Source organism: Streptomyces sp. NPDC056734, assembly GCF_042790455.1.
Lineage (GTDB): Bacteria > Actinomycetota > Actinomycetes > Streptomycetales > Streptomycetaceae > Streptomyces.
This window is the reverse complement of record NZ_JBHTZD010000006.1, coordinates 183,822-207,832: the sequence shown is the minus strand read 5'-3', so window position 1 is coordinate 207,832 and position 24,011 is coordinate 183,822. Positions and strand designations below refer to the sequence as shown.

21 protein-coding genes, 1 pseudogene and 1 CRISPR repeat array are annotated in these 24,011 nt (G+C 70.6%); of the genes and pseudogenes, 15 read left to right on the top strand and 7 right to left on the bottom strand.

Annotated elements, in window-relative coordinates; genetic code table 11:
* Positions 1–122 precede the first annotated feature (122 nt).
* A complete protein-coding gene (locus ACFRFC_RS11280) occupies positions 123–1,274 on the bottom strand; it encodes a tyrosine-type recombinase/integrase (RefSeq protein ID WP_382680804.1) in 1,152 nt (383 codons plus the stop codon).
* Positions 1,274–1,516 carry a helix-turn-helix domain-containing protein gene (locus tag ACFRFC_RS11275; RefSeq protein WP_382680803.1) on the bottom strand — a complete coding sequence of 81 codons (243 nt, stop codon included), beginning with the start codon at positions 1,514–1,516 and terminating at the stop codon, positions 1,274–1,276. Before ACFRFC_RS11275 ends, ACFRFC_RS11280 begins: the two co-directional genes overlap by 1 nt.
* 738 nt (positions 1,517–2,254) lie before the next feature.
* Between ACFRFC_RS11275 and ACFRFC_RS11270 the strand changes: the two genes are divergently transcribed.
* The 4 genes from ACFRFC_RS11270 to ACFRFC_RS11255 all read left to right on the top strand — a co-directional run bounded on the left by ACFRFC_RS11270 (position 2,255) and on the right by ACFRFC_RS11255 (position 6,785).
* Positions 2,255–3,076: a helix-turn-helix domain-containing protein gene (locus ACFRFC_RS11270; protein WP_382680802.1), complete on the top strand. Its 822-nt coding sequence runs from the start codon at positions 2,255–2,257 to the stop codon at positions 3,074–3,076.
* Positions 3,077–3,082: 6 nt separating this feature from the next.
* Positions 3,083–3,772, top strand: a complete 690-nt coding sequence (locus ACFRFC_RS11265; protein ID WP_382681081.1) for a hypothetical protein — start codon at positions 3,083–3,085, stop codon at positions 3,770–3,772.
* A 728-nt stretch (positions 3,773–4,500) separates the two neighbouring features.
* Complete coding sequence (locus ACFRFC_RS11260) at positions 4,501–5,085, top strand: plasmid mobilization protein (protein WP_382680801.1); 585 nt, start codon at positions 4,501–4,503, stop codon at positions 5,083–5,085.
* Positions 5,082–6,785 (top strand): mobilization protein, encoded by a 1,704-nt coding sequence (locus ACFRFC_RS11255; RefSeq protein WP_382680800.1) that lies wholly within the window; start codon positions 5,082–5,084, stop codon positions 6,783–6,785. The genes ACFRFC_RS11260 and ACFRFC_RS11255 overlap by 4 nt, the downstream gene beginning before the upstream one ends.
* A 243-nt stretch (positions 6,786–7,028) precedes the next feature.
* Here ACFRFC_RS11255 and ACFRFC_RS11250 read toward each other — a convergent pair whose 3' ends face one another.
* From ACFRFC_RS11250 to ACFRFC_RS11240, 3 genes are all read right to left on the bottom strand, one after another.
* The gene (locus ACFRFC_RS11250; RefSeq protein WP_382680799.1) at positions 7,029–7,190 is read right to left on the bottom strand and encodes a hypothetical protein; all 162 of its coding nucleotides are present in this window, start codon (positions 7,188–7,190) and stop codon (positions 7,029–7,031) included.
* 161 nt (positions 7,191–7,351) lie between these two features.
* Entirely contained in the window at positions 7,352–8,314 is a 963-nt protein-coding gene (locus ACFRFC_RS11245; RefSeq protein WP_382680798.1) for an FAD-dependent oxidoreductase, read from the bottom strand.
* Between the two features lie 10 nt (positions 8,315–8,324).
* A complete protein-coding gene (locus ACFRFC_RS11240; protein ID WP_382680797.1) occupies positions 8,325–9,770 on the bottom strand; it encodes a carph-isopro domain-containing protein in 1,446 nt (481 codons plus the stop codon).
* 206 nt (positions 9,771–9,976) lie between these two features.
* Between ACFRFC_RS11240 and ACFRFC_RS11235 the strand changes: the two genes are divergently transcribed.
* From ACFRFC_RS11235 to ACFRFC_RS11195, 9 genes are read left to right on the top strand one after another with little or no spacing between them, the layout of a single operon-like run.
* Positions 9,977–10,579 (top strand): ATP-binding protein, encoded by a 603-nt coding sequence (locus ACFRFC_RS11235; RefSeq protein WP_382680796.1) that lies wholly within the window; start codon positions 9,977–9,979, stop codon positions 10,577–10,579.
* 44 nt (positions 10,580–10,623) lie between these two features.
* Positions 10,624–11,934: a glycosyltransferase family 4 protein gene (locus ACFRFC_RS11230; protein ID WP_382680795.1), complete on the top strand. Its 1,311-nt coding sequence runs from the start codon at positions 10,624–10,626 to the stop codon at positions 11,932–11,934.
* Positions 11,931–12,929 (top strand): D-2-hydroxyacid dehydrogenase, encoded by a 999-nt coding sequence (locus ACFRFC_RS11225; protein ID WP_382680794.1) that lies wholly within the window; start codon positions 11,931–11,933, stop codon positions 12,927–12,929. The genes ACFRFC_RS11230 and ACFRFC_RS11225 overlap by 4 nt, the downstream gene beginning before the upstream one ends.
* 3 nt (positions 12,930–12,932) lie before the next feature.
* Positions 12,933–14,048 (top strand): radical SAM protein, encoded by a 1,116-nt coding sequence (locus ACFRFC_RS11220; protein WP_382680793.1) that lies wholly within the window; start codon positions 12,933–12,935, stop codon positions 14,046–14,048.
* Complete coding sequence (locus ACFRFC_RS11215; RefSeq protein WP_382680792.1) at positions 14,048–15,166, top strand: hypothetical protein; 1,119 nt, start codon at positions 14,048–14,050, stop codon at positions 15,164–15,166. Before ACFRFC_RS11220 ends, ACFRFC_RS11215 begins: the two co-directional genes overlap by 1 nt.
* 16 nt (positions 15,167–15,182) lie before the next feature.
* On the top strand, positions 15,183–15,974 hold the full coding sequence (locus tag ACFRFC_RS11210) for a radical SAM protein (RefSeq protein ID WP_382680791.1): 792 nt from the start codon (positions 15,183–15,185) through the stop codon (positions 15,972–15,974).
* 21 nt (positions 15,975–15,995) lie between these two features.
* Positions 15,996–17,723, top strand: coding sequence for a carbamoyltransferase C-terminal domain-containing protein (locus ACFRFC_RS11205; RefSeq protein WP_382680790.1), 1,728 nt, complete (start codon positions 15,996–15,998; stop codon positions 17,721–17,723).
* The gene (locus ACFRFC_RS11200) at positions 17,720–18,334 is read left to right on the top strand and encodes an HD domain-containing protein (protein ID WP_382680789.1); all 615 of its coding nucleotides are present in this window, start codon (positions 17,720–17,722) and stop codon (positions 18,332–18,334) included. The genes ACFRFC_RS11205 and ACFRFC_RS11200 overlap by 4 nt, the downstream gene beginning before the upstream one ends.
* Positions 18,331–19,317, top strand: a complete 987-nt coding sequence (locus ACFRFC_RS11195; protein ID WP_382680788.1) for a glycosyltransferase — start codon at positions 18,331–18,333, stop codon at positions 19,315–19,317. Before ACFRFC_RS11200 ends, ACFRFC_RS11195 begins: the two co-directional genes overlap by 4 nt.
* 15 nt (positions 19,318–19,332) lie before the next feature.
* On the opposite strand, the gene gltX is transcribed toward ACFRFC_RS11195, so the two are convergent.
* Both gltX and ACFRFC_RS11185 read right to left on the bottom strand, forming a co-directional pair.
* A complete protein-coding gene (gene gltX / locus ACFRFC_RS11190) occupies positions 19,333–20,703 on the bottom strand; it encodes a glutamate--tRNA ligase (protein WP_382681078.1) in 1,371 nt (456 codons plus the stop codon).
* A gap of 168 nt (positions 20,704–20,871) precedes the next feature.
* Positions 20,872–21,620, bottom strand: a pseudogene (locus ACFRFC_RS11185) (DUF317 domain-containing protein).
* A 146-nt stretch (positions 21,621–21,766) separates the two neighbouring features.
* On the opposite strand from ACFRFC_RS11185, the gene ACFRFC_RS11180 reads away from it, so the two are divergent.
* Positions 21,767–22,060 (top strand): hypothetical protein, encoded by a 294-nt coding sequence (locus ACFRFC_RS11180; protein WP_382680787.1) that lies wholly within the window; start codon positions 21,767–21,769, stop codon positions 22,058–22,060.
* Between the two features lie 154 nt (positions 22,061–22,214).
* A complete protein-coding gene (locus ACFRFC_RS11175) occupies positions 22,215–22,841 on the top strand; it encodes a hypothetical protein (protein WP_382680786.1) in 627 nt (208 codons plus the stop codon).
* A 139-nt stretch (positions 22,842–22,980) separates the two neighbouring features.
* Positions 22,981–23,985: direct repeats of the CRISPR family, unit length 29 nt; unit sequence GGGCTCAGCCCCGCACACGCGGGGAGCGG.
* Positions 23,986–24,011 lie beyond the last annotated feature (26 nt).

Below are 24,011 nucleotides of genomic sequence, written 5' to 3'. Positions count from 1 at the left end.
GAGGCCGTCACTCAAGGGAGCATGAGGGGCGCACGGTGCTGCAGGGGCCGGATCAGCACAGCTACTCGGCACGAACCCGGCCGGAAACCTGTCCGGCCGGGTTCTCTATAGCCGCCGCTTCATCATGCTTCTGCGGCGGGCCTTCCCTCCGACGCAGCCCCGTGCAGTTGCTGCCGCACCTCGGCGTCGATGCCTTGAGCGAGCCTGCGCTGATGCTTCACCGTCGAGTGCTGGTAGATGAGCTGGGCCCGCTCGGAGGACTGGCCGGCGCGGACCATGAGGTCCTTCAGCTTGGCGCCGGTGTCGGCGGCCAGGGTGTTGCCGGTGTGGCGGAGGTCGTAGAAGCGGAAGTTGTCCGGCATCCCGACCTTCGTCCTCGCTTTGCGCCACTTGCGGCCGAAGGTCGAGCGGCGGAAGGGAGCGCCCTTCTCCCCGACGAAGAGGAGGCCGTCGCGTTCCTTCTCGGCGAACCACTGGAGGTGGCGGCGCAGCTCAGGGAGGAGGAAGTCGGGGAGGTGGACGGTGCGTTTGCCCGCGCGGGTTTTGGGGTCGCCGGTGGCGCGCTTGCCGTTGGTCAGTTCCGGGGAGGCGTGGGTGATGCGGAGGGAGCCTTCGTCGAGGTCGATGCTGTGGCGGCGTAGCTCGGCGAGTTCCTCGGGGCGGAGGGAGGCGAAGGCGCCGAGGAGGACCATCAGGCGCCAGCGTGGGCCCATGGCATCGGCAAGGTCGAAGACCTGCTGGATGGTGGCGGTGGGGCGTTCGTCCGCCTCTTCCTTGCCCGCGCCCTTGATGCGGCAGGGGTTGGTGCGCAGGAGGTCGTCGTCCACGGCTGTCTGGAGGATGGCTCTCAGGAGGCGGTAGGACTTGGCGACGCTGGTCGCGCCTGTGGCCTGGAGGCGGTCGGCTCGCCAGGTGCGGACCGAGGGCGGGGTGATCTCGTCCAGGTCGGTGGTGCCGAAGGCCGGGAGGATGTGGAGGCGCAGGAGGCCGGTGTAGCGGTCGACCGTGGTGGGGGCCAGGCCGCGTTCCTTCAGCCAGCGGAGCGCGTATTTCTCGAAGTTGACCGCACCGGCGTCCGGGTCGTGCCAGTGCTCGCGTTCGATGTCGGCGCGGGTGAGGTTGAGCCAGTCCTGGGCGTCGGTCTTCGTGTCGAAGGTCTCCGGGGCGGTGTAGCGGAGACCGGTCGGGCCGATGTAGCGGGCCTGCCAGCGGCCGGAGGCCAGTTTGCGGACGGTGCCGAACTCGCGTCTCCGCTGCGGTTTGCGTCCCGCCATCAAGCCGCTCGTCCGTAGCGGGAACCGGGGCGGGGGCGGGGGCCGACAAGGGGGCGGGTGCGGTGGCGCGGCTCGACCGTGCGCGCCTCGATGAACTCGGCTATCGCGCTCTCCGGGACACGCACCGGGCGGCCGAGCTTGATGTAGCGGATGCGGCGCTCGGCGATCAGGCGGCGGACGAAGCGTTCTCCGGTGCCCAGCAGTTCGCCTGCCTCGGCGACGGTGAGGAGGCGGTCAGGCATGGGCGGTTGCCTCCGTGCGGGTGGTGCCGGAGGACAGTGGTGGTGGGTCGGGCTGGGGGTGTTGCGGGGTGGGCAAGGGCGGTGCGTCCTTTGCGTGGAGTGCTGGGTGATGGGTGGTGCGGGATCTGGGTCGGTCTGATGTCGCGTGCGTGAGGCGGGCGGCCAATTCGTGCTGGGCCAGACTTCGTTCGGTGCGGACGGTTCGGAGGGTTCGCGCCGTCCCTGTTTCGGTCAGGTTGCCTTCCAGGGTTCGTGCTGCAATGGATTCAATGCTCCCCCGCATTCGCCGGTTTGGTAAACCGGCGATCGTCGGCTACCTTGCGCCCCGCACGGGGGAGGAACGCGGATGAAATGCAGGTTCGCGATGCCGGCGGGCGGACCGTTGACACCTTTACGGAAGCCTTCCTGACGTGGGGTGTTGTGTTGTAGCTTGCGCCCTCGCGGAACGTCAACGGTCTTCCGGTGTGATCCTTCTGGCTTTGCCTGATGGGCGGTCCATTTCGCCAACCGGGGATGTGGGTCCACCGTTTTAGGAATGGATCGCAGAACGTGTTCGCCGTCGGCTGTCTGATTTCTTCGGGTGAATGCTGGACTTCTACGGCGGTGGTGTGGCTGCCTTGGCCAGGCGCCCGATCCGCTGAACTGAGGGCCTGGCATGCCCGCCCTCTGGGCCGGTCGGCCGCTGCGCAGCCAGAGCACCGCCCACCCCCACCTTCACTCCCTAGGAGCCGCCGCCCGATGAGTCATGACGCCCGCGAATGGGTCTGGGAACACAGTCGCAGCAAGGGCACCGCACGGATCGTCCTCGCCCTGATCGCCGACCGCTGCCCCGACCGGCACTGCGTCGCGTACGCGTCCGTACCCGCCCTCATGAAACGCGCCAACGCCTCCCGAACCGCCGTACGCGACGCCCTCGCCAAGCTCGTAGAAAGCGGTGAGCTGATCCAACTCCACAGCCGCAAGGGGCCACGGGGCGAGACCTACTACCAGCTTCCCGTCACTGCTCGATTCCTCGCCGGGCAGGGTGCGGAGGGGGGCCAGAATCCGACCCCCGGGGTATCGGAATCCGGCCCTGCGCAGCCGCAGGAAGAGGGGCCGGAATCCGGCCCGGGGGAACGGAATGCGACCCCAGGGGGACACAGAATCCGACCCCTCGGGGGAACGGATTCCGACCCCCAGAACAGAAGAGAACCGAAGGTGAACAGTAAGAGCAGCAGCAGCTCTGCTCCACTCATCGCATCCGGCGAATGGCAGATCGATGACGACACCCGGGCCTGGCTGCATCAGCAGGGCCATTTCGACCGCCTCGGCGAGAACGCCCTCCGTGCCGCCGATGAGAAATGGCGTACCTACCGGGACTCGTGGCAGCGGCGCACCGCCGCTGCCTGGGCTGCCGACTGGCGTGCCTGGATCACCCGGGAGCACACCCCCGCCCCTGGTCGGCCGAACCTCTACGCCGTACCCGACGGCTCCCCCGCCGCCGCGCCTCGCATGACCCGGAGCGAGCAGCACATGGCCGCCCTGCTCGCCGCCCTCGACGAACCCACCGGAACGGAGTGACCCGCCCTGGACCGACGCGAAACCGCCGCCGTCCTCGCCTACACCGGACGCCTCGACCCCCGCGCCATCCGCACCGACCCGGCCCAAGCCCGCGACCAGCTCGCCCAGTGGCACGAACTGCTCCACGACGTGCCCCTGACGACCGCCCACGGCTGGGACATCCGCGCAGCGATACGTGCCCATGTCCTCGACTCGCCGTATCCGATCCTCCCGGTGGACATCGCCCGCAGGTGGCGAACCCACCGCCGTGAACGCCTCGACCGGCACACCGACCCGACCCCCGCTGCCGACCCCGATGATCCCGTCGCCTGGCGAGCCGAGCTGCTGAGCAAGCGCAGCGCTGTGGCCGCTGGTGTGGTGCCCGTCTCGACACATCGAGAGATCAGCGGTGGCCCGCCCTGGGACATCGAGGTCCGGCTGCGGGGGATCGGGTCCTGCATCCCGCCTGCGGTCCGCGCCGAGCTGGCCCGGTTCCGGCCGGCCCGCGCCGCCCGCGAAGCCGCCATCGCCCGTGGTGCACCCGACCCGCTGGGTGTCCGCTGCGAGTGGTGCCAGGCGGCAGAGGGAGAGCCGTGCCGCCAGCGCCGGTTGGGTCCCGACGGCGCCGCCCGTGGGAATGCCATACGTACCTCACCGCATCCGTCACGGGTGGACCGGGCTGCGGCACGGGTGGACCGGAAACCGACCGCCGCATGAAGTAGACCGCAGGTCCGGGAGGGGTGAGGGGTGGGTGGGCTTCGTCTGCGGAGGGGTGGGAGCCGGGTCTGGTCCGGGGGCGCGGACCATCTGCGGACCGTGGTCCGGAGACTGCGGACCAAGCCGGGATCACGGACCGCGGCCCGGACCAGACCGACGGCTGCGGACCACCTTGAGGACCGTGGTCCGGGGACCCGGGGCCGGGCTGGGGACCGGGGACCGACCGTCTGTCCTCAGGGGCCCGGCACGCAACCGTCTCCCGGAAAGCTGCTGCTCAGGGGGAGCTTCGGTCGGTCCCCAAAGCGGTCCTGGTCCACGCGGGTCGAGACCGGGGACCGGCGTACCAACCGCGGAGAAGACAGAGACCGTGGTCCGGGGACCAACCCGTGGACCCCGGACCAGCCTCGTGGGAGGGCCCGGGAGTGGACCGCGGACCACGGGCCGGCACAGCAGCCGCGGACCACGTCCCGGACCAGACCGGGGACTGCGGACCATAGCGCGGACCAAGAAGGGACCGCGGACCAGCCCTGCGGACCAACACTGGACCGGGGGACCGAACAGCGCCCGGAACCGAGTGCCGATCAAGACCCAAGACCGCGAGCCCTCAGCTTCACAGGCCACGGCCCATCGACCACATCACAGAGAGACCGGCACATGCGCGATCAGCACCGTCAACAGCCCACCACGCGGAACGGCATACCCACCAGGCCCACCATTGGCGGAGCAAGTTGGAGGTTCGGACACTCCCCCGCAGGGGGTGCGCCCGAACCCGTGCCCGCCCTGGGGACGGCGGGGCCCGTCCGGCACCAGGGGGCGCCGGACGGGACGAGTGCCGCGACCGGAGGCGGACCGCAGCGGGGCAAGCCCGGCCCCACGGGCGCCGCCCGGCGGGGAAGGTCCCGCCCGCGGGACAGGAAGCGCCGTCCCGCCCGCGGGACAGGAAGCGCCGTCCCGCCCACAGCGTCCGCCTCAACGAAACCGAACTCGCGATCATCCAGGCTGGCGCCGATCACGTCGGGATGAGCGTGGCCGGTTTCCTCGCCCACTCCGCGCTCGCCGCCGCCCGCGACCAGTCCCGTACTGCCGCCTCCATCGCGACCGAGCGGGACGTCCTGACCGCGCTGTTCGGCGCCCGGCGCCAGCTCGGTTGGGCGGGCAGCAACATCAACCAGATCGCCAGGGCCCTGAACTCCGGAGCCGACGCACCCCACTTCGCCGCCGCCCTCGACGACCTGCAACGCGCCGCGCGGGCCGTCCAGGCGGCGTCCGACCGGGTCACCGAGCACCGGGACCGGGAGGGTGACAGCATTTGATCCCCCGCATCCACCGGCAGGGCAGCCGCACCCTGGGACTCCTGCACTACCTCTACGGCAGAGGCACCCATGAGGAGCACGTCGACCCGCACCTGGTGGCGTCCTTCGACAGCATGGCCCCCGACCCCGGCCGCGACCCCGGCGCGACGAAAGACGACCTCGCCCGCCTCCTCGACCAGCCCCTCGCCCTCCTCCCGCTCGGCCGGGGACCCGCACACCACGTATGGCACTGCTCGGTGCGCGCGGCCCCCGACGACCTGGTCCTCACCGACGGCCAGTGGGCCGACATCGCCCACCGCGTCATCGCTGCCACCGGCATCGACCCCGGGGACGGCGCGGGCTGTCGCTGGGCCGCCATCCGCCACGCCGATGACCACATCCACCTCATCGCCACCCTCGTCTGTGAAGACGGCCGCCGCCCCGACCACCACCGTTCCGGCATCCGCGCCCAGGCCGAATGCCGCCTCATCGAGGCCGACTTTGACCTGCACCGGGTCAAGCCCGGCGACGGCACCGCCGCCAAGCGTCCCACCAGCGCCGAACGCCACAAAGCAGACCGCCACCACCGCCAGCGCACACCACGCGAGGAACTTCGCGAGACGGTCCGCCGCTCGGCGGCCGGCACGGCCGGCGAGGAGGAGTTCTTCACCCGCCTCACCACAGCCGGCGTCCTCGTCCGGCGTCGCACCGCACCGTCGGGCGACACCCTCGGCTACACCGTCGCCCTCCCCGACGACCTCAACGCCAACGGCGAGCCCGTCTTCTACTCCGGCTCCACACTCGCCCCGGACCTCTCCCTGCCCCGCATCCGCAAACGCTGGCACCAGCCCAATGCTGATCAGGATCTGTCCCTGCCGGAGGTGACCGGTCCCGCGTCCGCCCGCCGCCGCGCCACCACCGCCGCCTGGCACGCGCTGTCCGTCCTCGACCAGGGCGACGACGGCGTCATCACCGCCCAGATCGCGGCGGCCGGGGAAGTCCTGGACGCCCTCGCCCTCACCTCCGCACCCGACACCCGCCACGAACTACGAGCCGCCGCCACGGCGTTCGAGCGGGCCTCCCGCTCCCACATCCACGCGGTCCACGGCCACGACCGCGCCCTGCGCCAAGCCGCCCGCGACCTCGTCCACAGCGGACCCGCCCCCGGCTACAGCGAAGACAGCGCAGCCACGGCGATGGTCATCGACATGCTGCTCTTCCTGATCACCGCCGCCGCGCACTGGCACGCCAGGAAGCGGCACGCCCAGCAGGCCGAGGCCGCACAGCGAACCGCCGACCATCTACGCGTCGCCTACCAGACCGCCGCCGAGCACCCTCTCGCCGTGCTCCACCAGCGCGGCAGCCGCATGGCCCCGTCCCACCAGCGGCACCATGCGGCCGTACTGCGCCACAGCCTGCCCGAGGAACTGGCCGACCGAATCATCTCCGAACCCGGCTGGCCCGCCCTCGCGGCCACCCTCGCCGAAGCCCAGAACGCCGGCCACAACCCGACCGCCCTGCTCACAGCGGCAGCATCAGTCCGCGAACTGGACACGGCGGAACGGATCAGCGACGTACTCGTCTGGCGGCTGCGACGAACGGCCGGCCTCCCCGCACACCCCCAGCGCCAGCGTGTCCGAGGCAGGCACCCCGTTTCCCCGGCGGAGCAGGCGGGCCGTACCGGAACCAGGCCCGCGAGCGGCTCCCCGCGACAGCGCTGAACCGCCAGACCAGGCCGCTGAGGGTAACCGACGATCCCCGGTTGGGATAACCGGGGATCGTCCGGACCCTGGACAGAAACACACCGGCATCCACACACCCCTACCGAGGAGCCCCCCCATGCCCACCCCCGCCCCACGCCCCCACGTCATGGCCTGCTGTTCGACACGGACTTCAACCGGCCCCCGAACTCCCTCGTCTTCCGCCACCTCGACGGACGCCCCTTCACCGAAGAGGAGCAGGCCCTACTGCGAGACGCGACCGCCGAAGAACTCCAGGCCGCCGGTGTCCACGTCCACAACCCCGAAGCCCAAGCCGAAGCCACCGCAGCCGCGCGCCAGCTGGCCGAACTCCTGCACAAGTACGCTGCCCGGCACCATGACGCCCTCGCCTCCTTCATGGACCACGAGGACCTGCTCACGTACGACAGGCTGTGCGGAATCATCCGCACGGGCTCCGGCCGATACCACCTGCGAGAGGACTGAGCCAATAGACAAGACACTGGCACCGGCACCCGACGGCTGGTAGCCGCGCTCCCCCAGCCGTCGTTGAATCCCACCCGCCAGCCCTACGACTGATCCACGTCCAGCACGAAACGCTGAACCTCGTCCGCACACCCCCACGACAGCGTGACGCCAGCCCCTCCATGCCCGTAGTTGTGCACGGTCACGACTCCGTCCTCCGACCGCTGAGCCTCCACACGCACCGCCCCACGGGTCGGCCGGGCACCAATCCGGTGCCCCAGGACGCGAGCCTCGGCAAGACGGGGTTCGACCTCGGCGCAGCGGGCAAGGATACCGGCCGCCGCAATGTCATCGGCGGCCAAGTCGTCCTCGCCGTCGATGGCGGTTCCGCCCAGGACGACGGTGTCGCCGTGGGGGTAGAAGCACAGCAGATCGGGCGAGGGGCCAGTGTCCTCGGAGAAGAACTCGGTCAGCCCTGGATTGGTGACGACTACATGCTGGCCTCGGATGGGCCGCAGGCCGGAGTCCGGGACCAACCCCTGCGCCCCCAGGCCAGCGCAGTTGACGATCGCGGAGGCCGGTCCGGCGTCCGTGAGCGAACCCAGGCGGCGGCGCTCGATCGTTCCCCCAGCGGCATCTAGTCGGCGCAGCAGGTAGTCGAGATAGACAGGCATGTCGATCAGCGGCACGGTGAACCGGTACCCGGACGCGAACCCGGTCGGCAGTTCGGCCGACTCACACGCACGGAAGCCGGGCAGAGCTGTGGCCCAGTCCGGCGGGACCTCGGCCGTGCGGGACGCCTCAATGCCACTGGCGAGCCGGACCCCCGTGACCGGGTCCGCCGCCAGTTCCCGAAAGACCTCCAGAGACCGCTGCCCCCACCGATCGACCTTGTCCTTCGGTTCGACCAGATACGGCCCCCACATCGCCCCGGCCGCCAGCGACGTAACGCCCGGCACCTGCTCGGCAACCACACGTACCGGAACCCCGGCCTCGGCGAGAACGACTGCCGTGGTCAGCCCCGCCACCCCAGCCCCGACAATCGCAACGCGCTCCCCTGCGGTCATGATCCCGAGACTAGCGGCCAGGTGGCGCCGACGGAGCGTGGTCGGCGAGGGCGTTCTCCAGGACCGGCAGGAAGCTGCGTACGTGGGCGTTGCGCTGGCGGCGGCGCAGGTCTGCGGCGAGTTGGTGGAGCAGGGCCGCGCTGCGAGGCGAGCGCACGGCGTCGAGGCGGTCGGCGGCGATCGTACCGATCTCGCAGGCGGCCTCCAGGTCGCCACGGGCGCTGTGGCCCAGGGCCAGCCAGGCCCCTTCGAACAGGGCCCTGCGCTGACTGGGGTCGCCGCGCGGGACGTCGTACGCGCCGGACTGGAGTATCTCCGTGCCTTGGGAGAGGAAGTGCCTTCCCTTCGTGCCACCATCCGCTTTCAGCCGCGCACGACCCATCTGAATGAGGCCGTAACCGGCTTGGCAGTCCAGGTGGTTGTCGGTGAGGAAGTACATCCAGCGGGGTTCCTGGTGGTCACCGGCCCGGTCGGCGATCAGCTCGCGGGCCACTCCGCGGGTGTGGGCGAAGTCGTTGTCCCGGCCGGCGGCGGCGTACGCGTACGCGAGCCGGGACAGCACGGATGCCCGTACGACCGGCGGGGCGGCGTCGCTCGCTCGGCGTGCGGCCTCTCCGAGGGCGATGGCGTCCGCGGGGTGGCCCCGGCTCGCCGCCTGGAAGGAGAGGTCGCCGAGGATGTGGGCGGACAGGGGCAGGTCGTTGACCTGGTGTGCCGCACGCAGTGCGGTGACGAAGTAGCGCTGTGCCAGACCGTGATCGGCGGCGTCGAAGGCCATCCAGCCGGCCAGCTGGCCGATCTCCGCAAGCGCGCGGATAAGGCGTCCCTCGGCGGCGGGAGAGTGGCCGCCCTCACGGATCAGCAGCCCGACCGCGCGGAACTGGGCACCCACGTACGGGAGATGGCGTGCCCCTCCGTGCTCGTCGTCGAGCGCGGAGAGCATGGGCAGATGCTGTTCGACCTGGTCCACGAGCGGATCGGCGCGTGAGGAGGACGTGATCCGGGGCGTGTACTGGCCGCGCCCGGCGGTGCCATCGAGGTACTGGGCGACGATCGCGAGGAGACCCGCGCCCGAGATCGCGAGGTACCGGCGGCGGTCGACGAGCCCTCCCATCACCCAGTCCGCCACGATCGCCTCCATGCCCTGCACGGTCCAGGGCCGCGCGAGATCCGTGTCCGCCGGGACGAACGCCGAGGAATCGCCCACGCGGCCCTGCCAGAGTTCGGCCACCGGGACAGGTCTACCCAGTTCCTGGGAGAGCACGTAGGCAGCCATCATCGGTAACGGTGAGCGCGGCAGCGAGCCGGCGTCCCGCCAGTGGTACGGCGCCGACTCGGCCACCGTTCCCGCTCCGAACACCCTGTTGAGCTTGCGGGCGAGCGCTTTCGGGCTCCATCCGAGTTCGTCGAGGCACCCTGCCAGTACTTCGTTGGGTTCCCCCGTCTGCGGTGCCACGTGCGACCACCTCTTGTCTCAGTGGTTCGTCCATCACTTCTCGCGCTCCCTCATGGTGACGCCTTCGGGTAGCTGGATCACCACCCGCTCAAGGAAGTTGACCGAGTTGACCCGTTGATCGGGTCCTGCGTGACCGGTCTCCCGCGGTGTTCTTGGATCCCGGCGGAAGGCGCCGCATCTGACGCCGACGGAGAAAGAGGTGGGTCTTGGGACACCACACGAGCGCCTCCCGAGGCAGTGCGGATAGTCCGGGCGGTGTGCTGGAGCGCGACATCGGACGACCGGCCTCCACCGCCCCCGTCGCCTCCACCGCCCCCGTCGCCTCCGTCGCCTCCGTCGCCTCCGTCGCCTCCGTCGCCTCCGGACAGGATCACGTCGGCTCCGCCGGCACCACCACCCTGATCACGGATCTTCCGTACGGGCCGGAGGTGGCCGAGGTCTCCCGGAGGGCTGTGACGGTCGCACTCCACGGCACCGAGTCGGACCTGCTCGATGACGCCCGCCTGATCACATCCGAGCTCACGACGAACGCGTTCGCCTCGGGCAGCCCGCCCTTGGTCCTGTGCGTCGACCGCACGATTCCGACCCCCGGCGGTTGCCTGGAGGTCGAGATCACCGTCACCGACGGTGGCTGCCCGCGCCCGGCATCCACCTGTCCCTCGGCACCTGCGGAGGAGGCCGAATCGGGACGCGGGCTGGTCATCGTCGAGGCCCTGGCCGACTCCTGGTCGCTGACGACCGGCGCCCACGGCACCCGCGCCTGGTGCCGCCTCACCCGCGAGGCCGGATCCTCGGCCGCCAGCTCCTGATGCCCACGCCCGCGAGACCCCGTCTTCGAAGGAGGCACCACACGGTGCGCATCGACCATGCGGTTCCACCGTCCCCACCCACAGACGTGCGGGAGGCAGCCCGTCGTCCTCGTGTCGTCGTCGCCCTCCACGAGGGCTTCTACGGCGCCGAGTCGGGCACCGGCTTCAGCAACCGTTCCTTCCTCACAGCCCTCGCCCGCCTGCTGCCGCCGGGCCGTCTCTCCGTGATCACCCCGCATGTACCGGAAACGGCCCGAGCCCGCGATCGGAGGTGGACCAACGAAGTCCAGCAGATGCTGCGACAGGCCAATGCCCAGGTCATCACGGTCCCAGAGGTCGAAGCGGCACCTGACTCGATCCGCGGCTCCATGCAGCTGTGCACCATGGCAGGCGAAGCAGCCGTACGCATCGCCCACCATGCGAGCCGCTGCCTCCTCATCGGCCTCGACATCCCGTTCCTCGGACTGGCCCCCTACACGTCGCCGACCACGGATCTGCTGCTCATACCTCGCTCCACGACCGCGCTGACGCGGCCCAAGGACGTCTCCCGGGTCCGCTGGGAGCGGGACGCCCTGCGAGCGGCGACTGCCCGCGGCGGGCGGATCGGTGCCATCTCCTCCCACATGCGAGGCCACCTCGTCATCAACTACGCCGTCCCCCGGGCGAGCATCGTGGATGTCCCCAACGGACTGATCCAGGAGGAGATGGCGAGGCCCGCCAGCACACCGGCTCTGCCCTTCAAGGCCCGCGCCGGATTCCTTCTCGCCATGGGCCGTGCCGTGCCGACGAAGGGCTTCGACGACCTCCTGGAGGCGCTCCACATCCTCAAGGAGCGCAGGGTCCGCGCTCCTCACCTGATCCTGGCAGCCGTGTCCTCGGGCGGGCCCGAGCGACCCACCGCGTACCAGGAGGACCTGGCGGCCCGCATTCACGCGTACGACCTGGACGCGACCCTGATCACGCGCTTCACCCCCGCGATCCGCACCTGGCTGCACAGCCCGGCCCTGCGCGCGGTCGTCGTTCCTTCCCAGGAGGAACCCTTCGGTCGTATCCCGCTGGAAGCGTTCGCGGCCGGTGCCGGCCCGGTGGTGGCGACCACGGCCGGGGGGCTGGCACAGACCGTCATCGAGGGAGAGACCGGCTTCACCGCCGCACCACGGAACGCCGGGTCCTTGGCGTCCGCGCTCCACCGTGCTCTCAACGTCCTGCCCCGAGAGCGCGACCGGCTCCGAAGCGCCGGGACGGCCCTGGTGCGCTCGCGCCACGACTACGAGGCCAGCATCGGTGCCGTCGTCGAACGTCTCGCCCCCTGGGCTCTGGATACGGCGTCCAGCGCGGATGGCCGAGCGCGATGAACAGGCCGGTGGTGCTGATCAGCCTGGAGTCCTCGCACTCCTTCTGGCGTTTGTCCCCCGGGCACGAGCGGGCGCTGTCCGCCGCCTTTCCCGGTGTCGAGTTCCGTACGGCGACCGAGGAGGAAGTGCCGCAGCAGCTGGCCGAAGCGCACATCTACTTCGGTTGGAGGTTCGAGCCGTCGTGGCTGCTCGACGCGCCCCATCTGAGGTGGATCGCCTCCCCGGCGGCGGGCACCGACCATCTGCCCGTCGCCGAGGCCCACTCGGTCGGGGTGGCCCTGACCCGCTCGTACGGGTTCCACGGCAGGCCCATGGCCGAGCACGCCATGGGGATGATCCTGGGCTTCTCACGCGGGCTGTTCATGAGCCGGCTGGTCCAGCGGAACCGGACCTGGTGGAAGGACGACCTGGCCGAGGAGTTCTTCGACCTGGCGGGGGCGACGATGACCATCGTCGGCTGTGGCAGCATCGGCGGACACCTCGCACGTGCGGCTCGCTCCTTCGGTATGGACGTCATCGGCGTACGGCGGACGCCGCCCCTGGCTGCTGGGGGCGGGATCACATGGACGCGCACGTCTGCGGTGCGCCACGCGGTCGCCGTCGCCGACGTGGTGGTCGATCTGCTCCCCGCCACCCGGGCCACGGACCACTTCTTCGACCATGACCTCTTCATGGCGTTCAAGCCCAGGTCCCTCTTCCTCAACCTCGGCCGCGCGACGACCGTCGACCAGGCGGCTCTCCTGGCCGCACTCAACGCCGGGCACCTTCGCGGCGCAGCGCTGGACGTCTTCGACCCGAAGCCCCTGCCCTCCCGCCACCCCCTGCGGCTCCACCCCCGGGTCGTCCTCACCCCGAAGAGCTCCACGCTCAGCCGCACATACATGGATGAAGCGGTCGGGTTCTTCGCCGACAACCTGCACCGCTACCTCACCGGCCAGCCGCTCAACGGCCTGGCCGAGGCGCCCGCTTCCCACTCTCCCTACGTCGGAGGCTGACCCATGCCCACCACACACCACCCCGAGCTGGCCGCTGCCTTCGCCGCGACCGGCCGCAACCACCCCTACCTGGCCCTCACCCTCAACTCGCTCTGCAACCTGGACTGCGTCTTTTGCAAGCCGCGCTGCATGCCGGACTACGGGCACAAGGACCGCCCCCTGACCGCCGCCGACTACGCGGCCATCGCCGCCGAGGCCGGAGCCTGGAAGATCAAGAAGGCCCACTGCTCCGGCGGCGAGCCGACCCTGAGGGCGGACATCCTCGACGTGATCGCGGGCCTCGCTGACGGCCTCGGCTCCGATGCCGCGATTGGCATGACCAGCCACGGCAACCTGCGCCGCGGCCTGACCGTCGAGAAGCTTCACGGCGCGGGCCTGACGTATCTCAACCTCAGCCTGCACAGCCTCGACCCCACCCGGTCCGCCGAGATCATGGGCGGCGGCGACCCGCGCACCACCCGGCGCACCCTCGACACCGCCCTCTCCCTCGGCCTGCGAGTAAAGATCAACTGTGTTCTCCAGCGCACCTACCTGGACGACGCCTTCGCCGTAGCCGAACTCGCCCGCGACCTGCCCGTCGCCGTCCGCCTGATCGAACTCCAGAACATCGGTCCCGCGCAGGCGCTCTTCGACACCGAGTTCATCAGCGAGGCCGAGGTCCGCGACCGTCTCCACGAGTGGTTCGCGAACGCCGGTGAGGTGCGCAGGGACGAACTCGGGGTCCGCAGCCCGGGGCGCTATCTCCGCCCGGACGGCTGGGCAGGCTCGATCGGCTTCATCTCCAACTCAAGCTGCGCCACCTGCTCCGACGCCAACCGCATCAAGATCACACCCACGGGCGTGGCCCGCCCCTGCATCCTCCACAACCGCGACATCCCCCTGAAGCCCCACCTCGCCGACGGCACCCTCGGCGACGCCTTCGCCCACCTCTTCCAGTCCATGCTCGACCGCAACGCCAACGACGCCTGGCAGGGCTTCCATTACGTCGACTACGACCTGCGCTGGGACCGGATGGAACGCCCCGAAGGCACGCCCGTCACCTTCCCGGTGCTCCCTCTCCTCACCACGGACACGCCCCGGCCCGCCGCCTGCGCACGCGCCTCCACGGGGGACCAGTGATGGCCGTGGCCGAAGCGCCGCCCCTCTACCTGGGTCTCGGAGCGTTGTACGAACGCGAACTGGACGCCCACGGCATCGGCGCGGTGATGCTCACCCACAAGTGGCAGCCGACCGATCTCCTGGCTCCCCACTCCGACATCGACGTACGAGTCCTCCTCCCCCAGGCCCCGGCGGACTGGGAAGACTGGAACCACGGCCTGGCCGCCGCGCACTTCACCGCCGTAGGCAGGGAGGTCTCCCACCGACGCCTTCTGGAGCATCCGCCCGGCTTCGCGTTCACCGTGGCCGAGACGGAGGGACGGCTCGTCTCCGCGCCCGAACTGGCGACCTGGTCGCTGATCAGCGGGAGCGCCCGGGACTTCCAGCGCTGGAAGTCCCGGGCCCAGATGGCGCCGTGGCGCGAGACCGACGAGCGCTTCTATCGGGGCATTCTCCAGGGACGGCTGGGCGGCCGGTACCAGCTGGCGGCGGACAGCACCGACAACGTGGGGGAGGACATCACCGCGTACCGGCGCCACTGCGTGGCCTGGCACTACCTCGCCCCGTGCTGGTTCGCCGCTGCCGCGCTCGCGACCCGGACCCGCTGCCCCGGAAAGACGGCTGCCCTCACGCAGTGGCGGCCTGACGGGCTGGACGGGTACGCCGAACTGTTCCTCGGCCATGCCGACGACCGACCCGATGCCGGTCAGCGCAGCCCACGTCACCTGCTCCGGGCAGCCCACGTCGCGCTGGAGGCGGCGATGCGCCGTGTCCCCGATGCGGGCCACCTTGTCGGCCAAGGCGAAGAGCACGCCCGTACCGACTGGGTGATGACGGCCGGGATGCTCCGCGTACGCGTCGCCCGCTGGACGTACTACCTCGCCCCGCCACCGGGAGTGGCGACCGATTACCTGATCCGTCGAGAGGCGAAGGAACTCCGAGCCGCCGCGCAGACCTTGAACAAGCTCGCGGCAGACAAGACCACCCCAGCCCAGCGGCTGGCCGCCCGGATGGCAACGCTGATCCCCACCGGTCCGACCACCGCCGACGTCCTGCGCGCGGCCCTCGCGCTCTGGCACCGACAGAAGTGCACCGTGCAGGACTTCCTCAGCCTCACCCTCAATGACGTCCACCCCTGACACAAGGAGCCCCGCCATGCCCGCGCGTGCGCCCCTGCCCCGCGTCCTGAAGACAGCGAAGATCAAGATCACGACGAAGTGCAACCGGTCCTGCGACTTCTGCATCTTCGCCGACGGCGCCCAGGGCGAGAACATGCCCCTGGAACTCTTCTCCACCGTCCTGAACCGGCTGAAGACCATCCCCTTCCAGCAGCTGCACATCAACGGCGGCGAGCCCACCGTGCACCGGGACTTCCCCGCCCTCAGCGAGGCGGCCCGCACACGCCTGCCGGACAAGGTCATGGTCCTGGGCACCAACGCAATCACCCTGGCCCGCAACAAGCGGATCATGGAGGCCACCCTCCACTCGTACGACCAGATCCTCATCGGCTGTGACGACGAGCACGAGAACTACGACGAGGTGCACGCCGTAGTGCCCCGCCTCCGCGAGGCCGGCAAGACCGTGGTGATCAACAGCGTCCTGGAAGGGATCGCCCCCTCCCGCCTCGCCCAGCTCGCGAAGCTCTGCGCCGACCACGGCGCCATCCACGTCACCAACCACGTGCACCACATCGACGTCGGCCAGCCCGCAAACGAGCTGCACGGTCTCTGCGACCGCTACCTCGACCAGCACCTAATGATCGAGATGGACGGCTCCTGCTACCGCTGCTTCAACGCCATGGCGAAGGACGACAGCGAGTTCAGCATCTGGGACGAGGATTTCGCGGCCAGGGTGTTCGCGCCCCGCGACCAGCACTTCCGGTTCTGCCTGCGCTGCCACGAGTACACCGACTCCGGCCACGCGCTCGTCCCCGCCCTCACTCACTGACTGATCGGGAGGTACACCGCCATGCCCGCAGTCCTCGGACTGAACTTCCACCACGACACCAGCGCCGCGTTGGTCGTCGACGGCCGCCTCTACGCCGCCGAAGAGGAACGCTGGAGCGGCATCAAGCACAACCACCCCGCCCGCAAGGGCACTCTCACTGCCCCGACGCGCGCACTCCAGTGGTGCCTGGAGGCCGCCGGTCTCGAACCGCAGGACATCGACGCCGTCTGGGCCGCATCCATGCGCCCCAACCCCGCCGCCGGCTGGTGGCTGGCCGAGGAACGCGACGAACTCGCTGCCCGCCTCCCGGCCCCGCTCGGCGAACACCTGCGTCTCCTCTCCCACCACACGGCGCACGTGCTCTCCGGCTACCTGCTCTCCGGTCACGAGCACGCGGCGGGCCTCGTCATCGACGCGGGCGGCTCCTCCCTCGGCTCCGATTTCGGCCCCGGCCGGGAACGCATCACCGGTTACGACCTTCGCCCCGACCGCATCGACCGCCTCCACCAGGCCATGCCGACCGTCGTCCCCGGCCCAGCCGGGCCCCGTCGTATCCACTCCTCGCTCGGGCACTTCTACCGGAACCTCGCCCAACGGGTGATCCCGCCCGGTGACGAGCCCGAGGGCAGCATGATGGCGCTCGCCGCCTTCGGCGATCCCCAGCGGTACAGAGCACAGGTCCGTGAGCTGGTCCGGCTCGGAGAGCACGGCGAGGTCCGCATCGACCACTCCTGGGGCTCTGCGGACAACAGCACACCCCTACTCCTCGACAGCCGCGCCTGGACCGCCAGCAACGTCGGGGAGCAGCCGGAACACAAGCGAGCCGACCTGGCCGCCGCTGTCCAGGAGGTCTTCGCCGAATCGGTCGTCCACGTCGCCCGACACCTGAGACGACTCACCAGGGCCTCGGCGTTGCTGTTCTCCGGCGGATGCGCCCTGAACTCACAGCTCAACGGCCAACTGGCGGCCGAAAGCGGCTTCGACACCTTGTTCGTGGCACCGGCGCCGCACGACGCGGGCACCGCCGTGGGCGCCGCGCTGTACGGCTGGAACTACCAGCTCGGGGAGGAACGCCTGCCCGTACCGACCGACGCGGCCTGGGGCCCGTACCCCGGCACCCTACCGACGACGGCGACACCCACCGGGTACCGCACCCTGCCCGCCCTCGGGCCGGCACTGATGCCCACGGTCGCCGCGCTCCTCGCCGAACACCGCATCGTCGGCTGGGCGCGGGGCGGACTTGAATTCGGGCCGCGAGCACTCGGCCACCGCTCGATCCTCGCTCACCCGGGCGACACCGCCACCCGTGACCGACTCAACGCGATCAAGAAACGGGCCGGGTACCGCCCCTTCGCCCCGGCCGTCCTCGCAGAGCACGCCATGGAGTGGTTCATATCGGAGGGCGACCCGTTCATGAACCGGGTCGCACGCGTCCGCCGCTGCCGAGCCGACCGCATCGCCGCAGTCACCCATCACGACGGCACCGCCCGCGTACAGTCCGTCAACGCCGACCACCAGGGCCTACGCGAACTCCTGGACCACTTCCACGACCGCACCGGCCTACCGCTCCTCCTGAACACCTCCTTCAACCGCAAGGGCACCCCGATCCTGCGGACCGCCGAGCAGGCGGTGGAAGCCGCGGCGGACCTGGGTCTGGACGCCGTCGCGGTCGGCGACACCCTGCTGCTCGCCGACCACGTACCCGACCCGCGTACGACGCCGCTCCTCCGGACGGGACAAGGCGGATGAGCCCCATAGACCTGGACAGAGTCCTGACCGCCCTGGACATCACCACATGGAGTCCCGCCGAGAAGTCCCGCGCACGAGTGACCGCGAACCTGGCCCTCACCATCTACGACGGCCACACCCGCGACCAGGCAACCCCGTACCTGGAACACCCACTGGCCGTCACCACCCTCCTGCGCACCGAGATCGGGGTCAGCCGCCCCAAGACGCTCCTCCTCGCTCTCCTCCACGACGCCTTGGAGGTGTCCCCCGAGTCAGCGCCGCTCCTCACCAACCACCTCGGCACCCCCTTCACCGATCGCCTCCGCGCGATGACCGCCGACCATCGCCTCGAACAACGCCCCAAGGCGGCCGACGACGAGACCCGCTGGCGCACCAAGCAGGCCGCGCTCCCACCCGAGGACCTGGCCATCCGCCTCGCCGACCGCTTACACAACCTGCGCGACCTCGCCGTCTCCCCCAACATCGACCGGCGCCGACGATTCCTCCAGACCCTGAAGGACTTCCACCTCCCGCTCGCGGAGACGGCCCGCGACCTCAGCCCTCACCTGGAGGCCATGCACGCCCTGCTCCACGCCGAGTACGTCCGACACCAGCAGGAGGTACGCCCGTGAAACGGATCGTCCACTCGATGGAGCCGGTCGGCCGGACCGGCGGCCGGGTCTACCTGCGGATGCTGCACGAGGCGATGGCCGACGACATGGAGTGGCGCACAGTCCGGGACCACAAGCGCACCTACCGCACCCGCCGCTGGCGCAAGCTCCGCCACCTGACCCGCCTAGCCCCGACCTTGAGAGCGCTGGAGGACACCACCGGCGCATTCGTCTGGGACGACCTGAGCCTGCTGCTCTTCACACCGCGGATGCGAGCCCGCACGGTGTTCGTCTTCCACCACTACGAGCCGTTGCAGCACGACTCCGCCCCGATCGAGGCGATGCTCTGGGAGCGATTGTTCAGGGTGCTGCCAGAGTGCGCCGCCGTCGTGTGCGTGGCTCCGTACTGGGCGGACTTCCTCCGGGCCCGAGGCGTCCACAACGTGCAGGTGATCTACAACGCCTTCGACGCGACGGAGATCGAACGGGCACGTGGCTTCGACCGCGCCGAGTGCCGTGCCGAGTTCGGCCTACCCGAGGACGTGATCGCCGTATACGCGGGCAAGGCCGTCCACTGGAAGGGCACCGAGGAGGTCTTCGCGGCCCTGAACGGCACCCCTGGCCTGCGGGTGATCACCAGCGGCAGCAACACCATCGGCTTCGCCGGAGCCCACTACGACGTGGAGCGTGAGCGGTACCTGCGGCTGCTGCGCGCGTGCGACGTCGGTGTCTTCCTGCCCCGGATGCGGGAGGGCTGGAGCCGCTGCGCGGCCGAGGCCCTGCTGCTCGGGCTGCCCTGCGTGATCCGCCCGGTGGCCGGCCTGGGCGACCTCGCCACACTGACCGGCCAGCCGCCCCCGGACCTCGACCGCCTGCCGGCACAGGTCCGGGACCGCGCGGCGACAGGCCAGACCGAGACCAAGGCCGCGTACGAGGCCCTGAGCAGGTTCGACACGAACTACTTCGCCAACGCCTGGGGCGACCTCCTGGCGAAGATCGCCTGAAGCACGGTTCTATGCCTAGGCGGCGCCCAGCTTCGTAGCCGCAGTATCCAGCCGTGCCAGCACGCGCTCTCGCCCCAGCAGCTCCATGGACTCGAACAGCGGGAGCCCGATGGTCCGGCCGGTGACCGCGACCCGGATGGGCGCCTGGGCCTTGCCCAGCTTGAGCCCGTGCTTCTCACCGACAGCGAGTAGGACAGCCTTCAGGTCGTCCGCCTTCCACTCCTCGACGGCGGCCAGCTCGACACGCGTGTCGGTGAGAATGCTGTCGGCGCCCGCCTTCATCGCCTTGTTCCACGACGCCTCGTCCTCGACCGGCTCGTCCAGGAACAGGAAGTCGACGTAGCTGGTGATCTCCGACAGCAGCGCCAGCCGGGTCTGGGCCAGGGGCGCCACCGCCTCGAAGAGGCCCTTGTCGAACGCCTCCGGCCCCCATGGCGCGTACGGGGCGACGAGCCACGGGGCGCAGGCGTTGGCGAACTGCTCCGGCGAGAGCGCGCGGATGTAGTCGCCGTTGAAGGCCGTCAGCTTCTTCACGTCGAAGAAGGCCGGGGCGGTGTTGACGTCCTCGATCCGGAAAAGCCGCTCCAGCTCCTCGTACGGCAGGATCTCCTGGTCATCGCCGGGCCCCCAGCCGAGGAGCATGAGGTAGTTCACCATCGCCTCGGGGAGGAAGCCCTCGGCGAGGTAGTCCTCCAGCGCGACCTTGTCACGGCGCTTGGACAGCTTCTGCCGCTTCTCGTTCACGATCACCGGGAGGTGCGCCCACACGGGCGGCTTCGCGCCGAGCGCCTCCCACAGCAGCTGCTGCTTCGGCGTGTTCGACAGGTGCTCCTCACCACGGATGACCTGCGTGATTCCCTCGTCCAGGTCGTCGACGACGTTCGCGATCAGGAACACTGGGGACCCGTCACCACGGGCGATCACGAAGTCCTCGATCGCGCTGTTCGGGAACGCAGGCTCCCCCCGGACGACGTCGACGACGACCGTCTCACCCTCGTCCGGCGTCCGGAACCGCAGCGCCCGCCCCTCTTCAAAGGCCAGCCCCCGCTCCCGGCAGAACCCGTCGTACCCGAGGTGCTCCGACCCCGTGCGCTCCTTCAGCTGCTCCCGGGTGCAGTCGCAGTAGTACGCCCGACCGGCCGCGAAGAGTTGCTGAGCCGCTTCCCGGTGCCGGTCGGCGTTGTGCGACTGGAAGTACGGCCCCTCGAAGGCCGGGTCCTCACCGTGAATGCCGATCGCCGCGAGCGCGCTGATGATGCCGTCGATCCACTCCGGCTTGTTCCGGGCCGCGTCGGTGTCCTCGATCCGCAGAACGAACGTACCGCCGGACTGTCGCGCCACTGCCCAGTTGTAGAGGGCGGACCGGGCTCCGCCGACGTGGAACATGCCGGTCGGGGAGGGGGCGAAACGGACGCGAACCGGGGCAGTAGACATGCCTTCCAGGGTACCGACGCCGGACCCTCGCCCCGGACCACTCCGCCTACGCCCGCGCTGCCATCCGCTCTCGCATGGGGGAGATCCGCTCTCCGCGCGTCGCTTGCAGGAACGTCATTGCTACGTACGGCGGACGACGGTGAGTCTGCCCTCAGTGCCCTCGGGCAGCCTGCGACGCGGTACAGGAACCGGCGAGGCGAGTGAGGTCGCGAACGCGGCAACGAGAGCGTGCGGAACGCTGGGGCTGAACGAGGCGCACCACAGGTAAGGGTCACCGACGACCGGTTCGGCCCACGCCTGCCAGCCAGCGGACCCGGGCGGGGTTCGCTGTCCTGAATGAGTGCCAGTACAACCCCCAAAGAGACGCTGGTGGAGAAGCCGGGGTCCGAGGCGGTGGTGGAGGGGTGGTCCAGGTCCCGCTTCCACCCCTGCACGGTGAGCGCGGCGAGGACGGAGTCCGGCACCGTCCTCACCACATCACCGGCGAGGGTGGCAGTGGCGGTGATGAGATCGCCCAATGCCTCCGGAGGGGTTCCGGGAGTGAAGTAGGCGTTCCATTCGGCCATCGCGGACGCGGTGTGTGATCGGGCGCTCAACTGCCATGCGACTGGTAGTCCACCGAGTTCGAAGGGATGGGCGGCGAGAATCCACTCGGCACCGTGCAGTCCGTCGGGGCTGAGGTACAGGAGAGTGTCGCGGGCCGTGGGCCACATGTTCCAGCCGAGCGCGGTGAGAGTGTCGCCGACGGCCTGACAGAGCGAGTCGTCGTCGCCGGCCAGATGGCGTGGTGAGACCCAGTAGACGGGGTACGGGGAGCCAGGTCCGTCAGGATTGCCGGAGAGCTGATATGGCGGCAGAGGCACCTCCAGGTAAAGGGCGCGGCCAAGATCGGCTCCGCGCCCCAAAGGTTTCGAAGGTCGTCTACGTTGACATGCCGCGTCAGCGGTATTCCAGCCGGTTCGAGATCCGGGCAGGCCGCCGGGCGGATCGCCGCTTGGACGTAGGCCGGGACGGCGTGTACGCAGCGTATGCAGCGTCGGGGGCCCGCCACGGTGTCGCCTTCGCCCGCCGGGCGGCCACCGCCGGTCCGCGGGAGTTCGGGAAGCTGAACGACCCGGTGTGGCTGCGGGCCCGGTTCACCGCCGTGCACGGCACGAAGGGCATCCGGGAGGGCGTCGTATGGACCGCCCGCCGGACGAACCCGAGACGGTTCCGCTGGTGCTCATCGAGCCGTACGCGTTCCGGCTCGGCGGCCACCACCAGCGCACCCTGCTGGCCCTGGCCCGGGCCGTCCCGGGCACGGTGGTGATCGCCCCGCACGGCATCGCTCGCCCCACGGCCACCACACTGCGCCACGCGCCTGTGACGGTGGTGACCGGCGCCGCCGTTGGGCGTGACGGCTCCTGCTGCGGGCGGCAGGTCCGCTGTCGAGGCAGTCCTGGGCCGGGCAGAAGCTGCTCCGTATGGGCCGGTGGCCAGACGCCGTGCGGCGCTGGCCCCATCAGATCACCCTCCTCGCCCGGTGCCTGGTCGAAGCATCCGCTCTGCGCACCGCCCGCCACAGGGCCCCAGGCACACGGGCAGGGGCGGTGACGGTGGTGGTCCTGAGCACGAGCGAGGGCCTGCGCGACACGGCTGCCCTCCTGGGCGCGCAGGCGCATCTGCGGTTCGTCCACGAGGTCGTCACCACCGAGGACCTGCCGCTGCGTCTTCTGGGACGGCTCGCCCGGAAAGGTGAGCGGCGGGTGACGGCCGTGTGCCCGACCACCGCGGTCCGCGACCAGGTCGCCCGCAGGTTCCCGCAGCTCGCCACGCAGGTGCGGGTGTTCGCGGTCGATGACGGGCTGCGCCTGAGTCAGGGCGAACGTCACGGCGGCCGGGCCGCCTTCTCCATCCCGGAAGCCGAGGCCGCGATCTGCATGATCGGGGGCTGGTGGCCGCACAAGGACATCGCCGTCATCGGCCGGGCCCTGGCCCGTCTCACCGAACCACTGCACGTCAGCGTCACCAACCACCCCGTACACGACACGGTCCTGGCCCGCTGGCAGGCACTGCCCCACGTCCGCCTCCACGTCGAGCCCGGCCGGTGAGCGAACCCGTACTGCGCCTGGTGTATGCCGCAGCGGACGCCGTGGTGGTGGCCCGCCGTCCGGGGGTGGGTAAGGAACCCGGGCTGGTGACGGACGCTGCCCGCTACGGCGTGCCCCTGATCGTCCCCGAGTTGGATCGGGGCTCAGCCCCGCACACGCGGGGAGCGGATTTCATCGCCCCGGACGCCGCGGCGATCACAGGGCTCAGCCCCGCACACGCGGGGAGCGGGGTACTGCTGCTCGTCAAGAACGGCGACTCCAGGGCTCAGCCCCGCACACGCGGGGAGCGGGTCGTTCACCAGCTGCGTGGCTCCATCAGGATGGGCTCAGCCCCGCACACGCGGGGAGCGGCCATGTCCGGGTGCGTTTTCCGGTTCGTGCGCGGGCTCAGCCCCGCACACGCGGGGAGCGGGCCGATGCGATTGATCTGTCCGCGCTTGGTGAGGGCTCAGCCCCGCACACGCGGGGAGCGGTTTGTGACGCGCGACCGACCGGCTACATCAGCAGGCTCAGCCCCGCACACGCGGGGAGCGGAGTGAGTCCGCCGAGGAGTCGCCGCTGGTGGTGGGCTCAGCCCCGCACACGCGGGGAGCGGTGTGGGACTACGCGGCCGGGGAGCACGTGACCGGGCTCAGCCCCGCACACGCGGGGAGCGGGACGAGGACCTGTACGCCAACCCGGCGAGGACGGGCTCAGCCCCGCACACGCGGGGAGCGGACCAGGTCGCCCTTGAGCGCGGAGTTCCCGATGGGCTCAGCCCCGCACACGCGGGGAGCGGCACCCGTTTTGGCCCCGATCCGGCCATGGATCAGGCTCAGCCCCGCACACGCGGGGAGCGGAGGTCGGCGGCGGCCACCGTGGACCACGCCGAGGGCTCAGCCCCGCACACGCGGGGAGCGGCCCTTCGGACCATCCGCCGGGACCGGCGAACAGGGCTCAGCCCCGCACACGCGGGGAGCGGCGGGATCTCGACCTGTCCGACCGGCAGGGGACGGGCTCAGCCCCGCACACGCGGGGAGCGGCCGACGGTGACGATGCCCGTCGGTCCCTGCCTGGGCTCAGCCCCGCACACGCGGGGAGCGGACATCCCACCTGGCAGCCCTCCGACCCGCCGAGGGCTCAGCCCCGCACACGCGGGGAGCGGCCGACGGTGACGATGCCCGTCGGTCC

What these genes read in the sequence shown, in the direction of transcription:
- ACFRFC_RS11280 (WP_382680804.1), bottom strand. Translation starts at nt 1,274, where the DNA reads ATGGCGGGACGCAAACCGCAGCGGAGACGCGAGTTCGGCACCGTCCGC.
- ACFRFC_RS11275 (WP_382680803.1), bottom strand. Translation starts at nt 1,516, where the DNA reads ATGCCTGACCGCCTCCTCACCGTCGCCGAGGCAGGCGAACTGCTGGGC.
- ACFRFC_RS11270 (WP_382680802.1), top strand. Translation starts at nt 2,255, where the DNA reads ATGAGTCATGACGCCCGCGAATGGGTCTGGGAACACAGTCGCAGCAAG.
- ACFRFC_RS11245 (WP_382680798.1), bottom strand. Translation starts at nt 8,314, where the DNA reads ATGACCGCAGGGGAGCGCGTTGCGATTGTCGGGGCTGGGGTGGCGGGG.
- ACFRFC_RS11225 (WP_382680794.1), top strand. Translation starts at nt 11,931, where the DNA reads ATGAACAGGCCGGTGGTGCTGATCAGCCTGGAGTCCTCGCACTCCTTC.
- ACFRFC_RS11220 (WP_382680793.1), top strand. Translation starts at nt 12,933, where the DNA reads ATGCCCACCACACACCACCCCGAGCTGGCCGCTGCCTTCGCCGCGACC.
- ACFRFC_RS11215 (WP_382680792.1), top strand. Translation starts at nt 14,048, where the DNA reads ATGGCCGTGGCCGAAGCGCCGCCCCTCTACCTGGGTCTCGGAGCGTTG.
- ACFRFC_RS11210 (WP_382680791.1), top strand. Translation starts at nt 15,183, where the DNA reads ATGCCCGCGCGTGCGCCCCTGCCCCGCGTCCTGAAGACAGCGAAGATC.
- ACFRFC_RS11205 (WP_382680790.1), top strand. Translation starts at nt 15,996, where the DNA reads ATGCCCGCAGTCCTCGGACTGAACTTCCACCACGACACCAGCGCCGCG.
- ACFRFC_RS11200 (WP_382680789.1), top strand. Translation starts at nt 17,720, where the DNA reads ATGAGCCCCATAGACCTGGACAGAGTCCTGACCGCCCTGGACATCACC.
- gltX (WP_382681078.1), bottom strand. Translation starts at nt 20,703, where the DNA reads ATGTTCCACGTCGGCGGAGCCCGGTCCGCCCTCTACAACTGGGCAGTG.
- ACFRFC_RS11175 (WP_382680786.1), top strand. Translation starts at nt 22,215, where the DNA reads ATGGGCCGGTGGCCAGACGCCGTGCGGCGCTGGCCCCATCAGATCACC.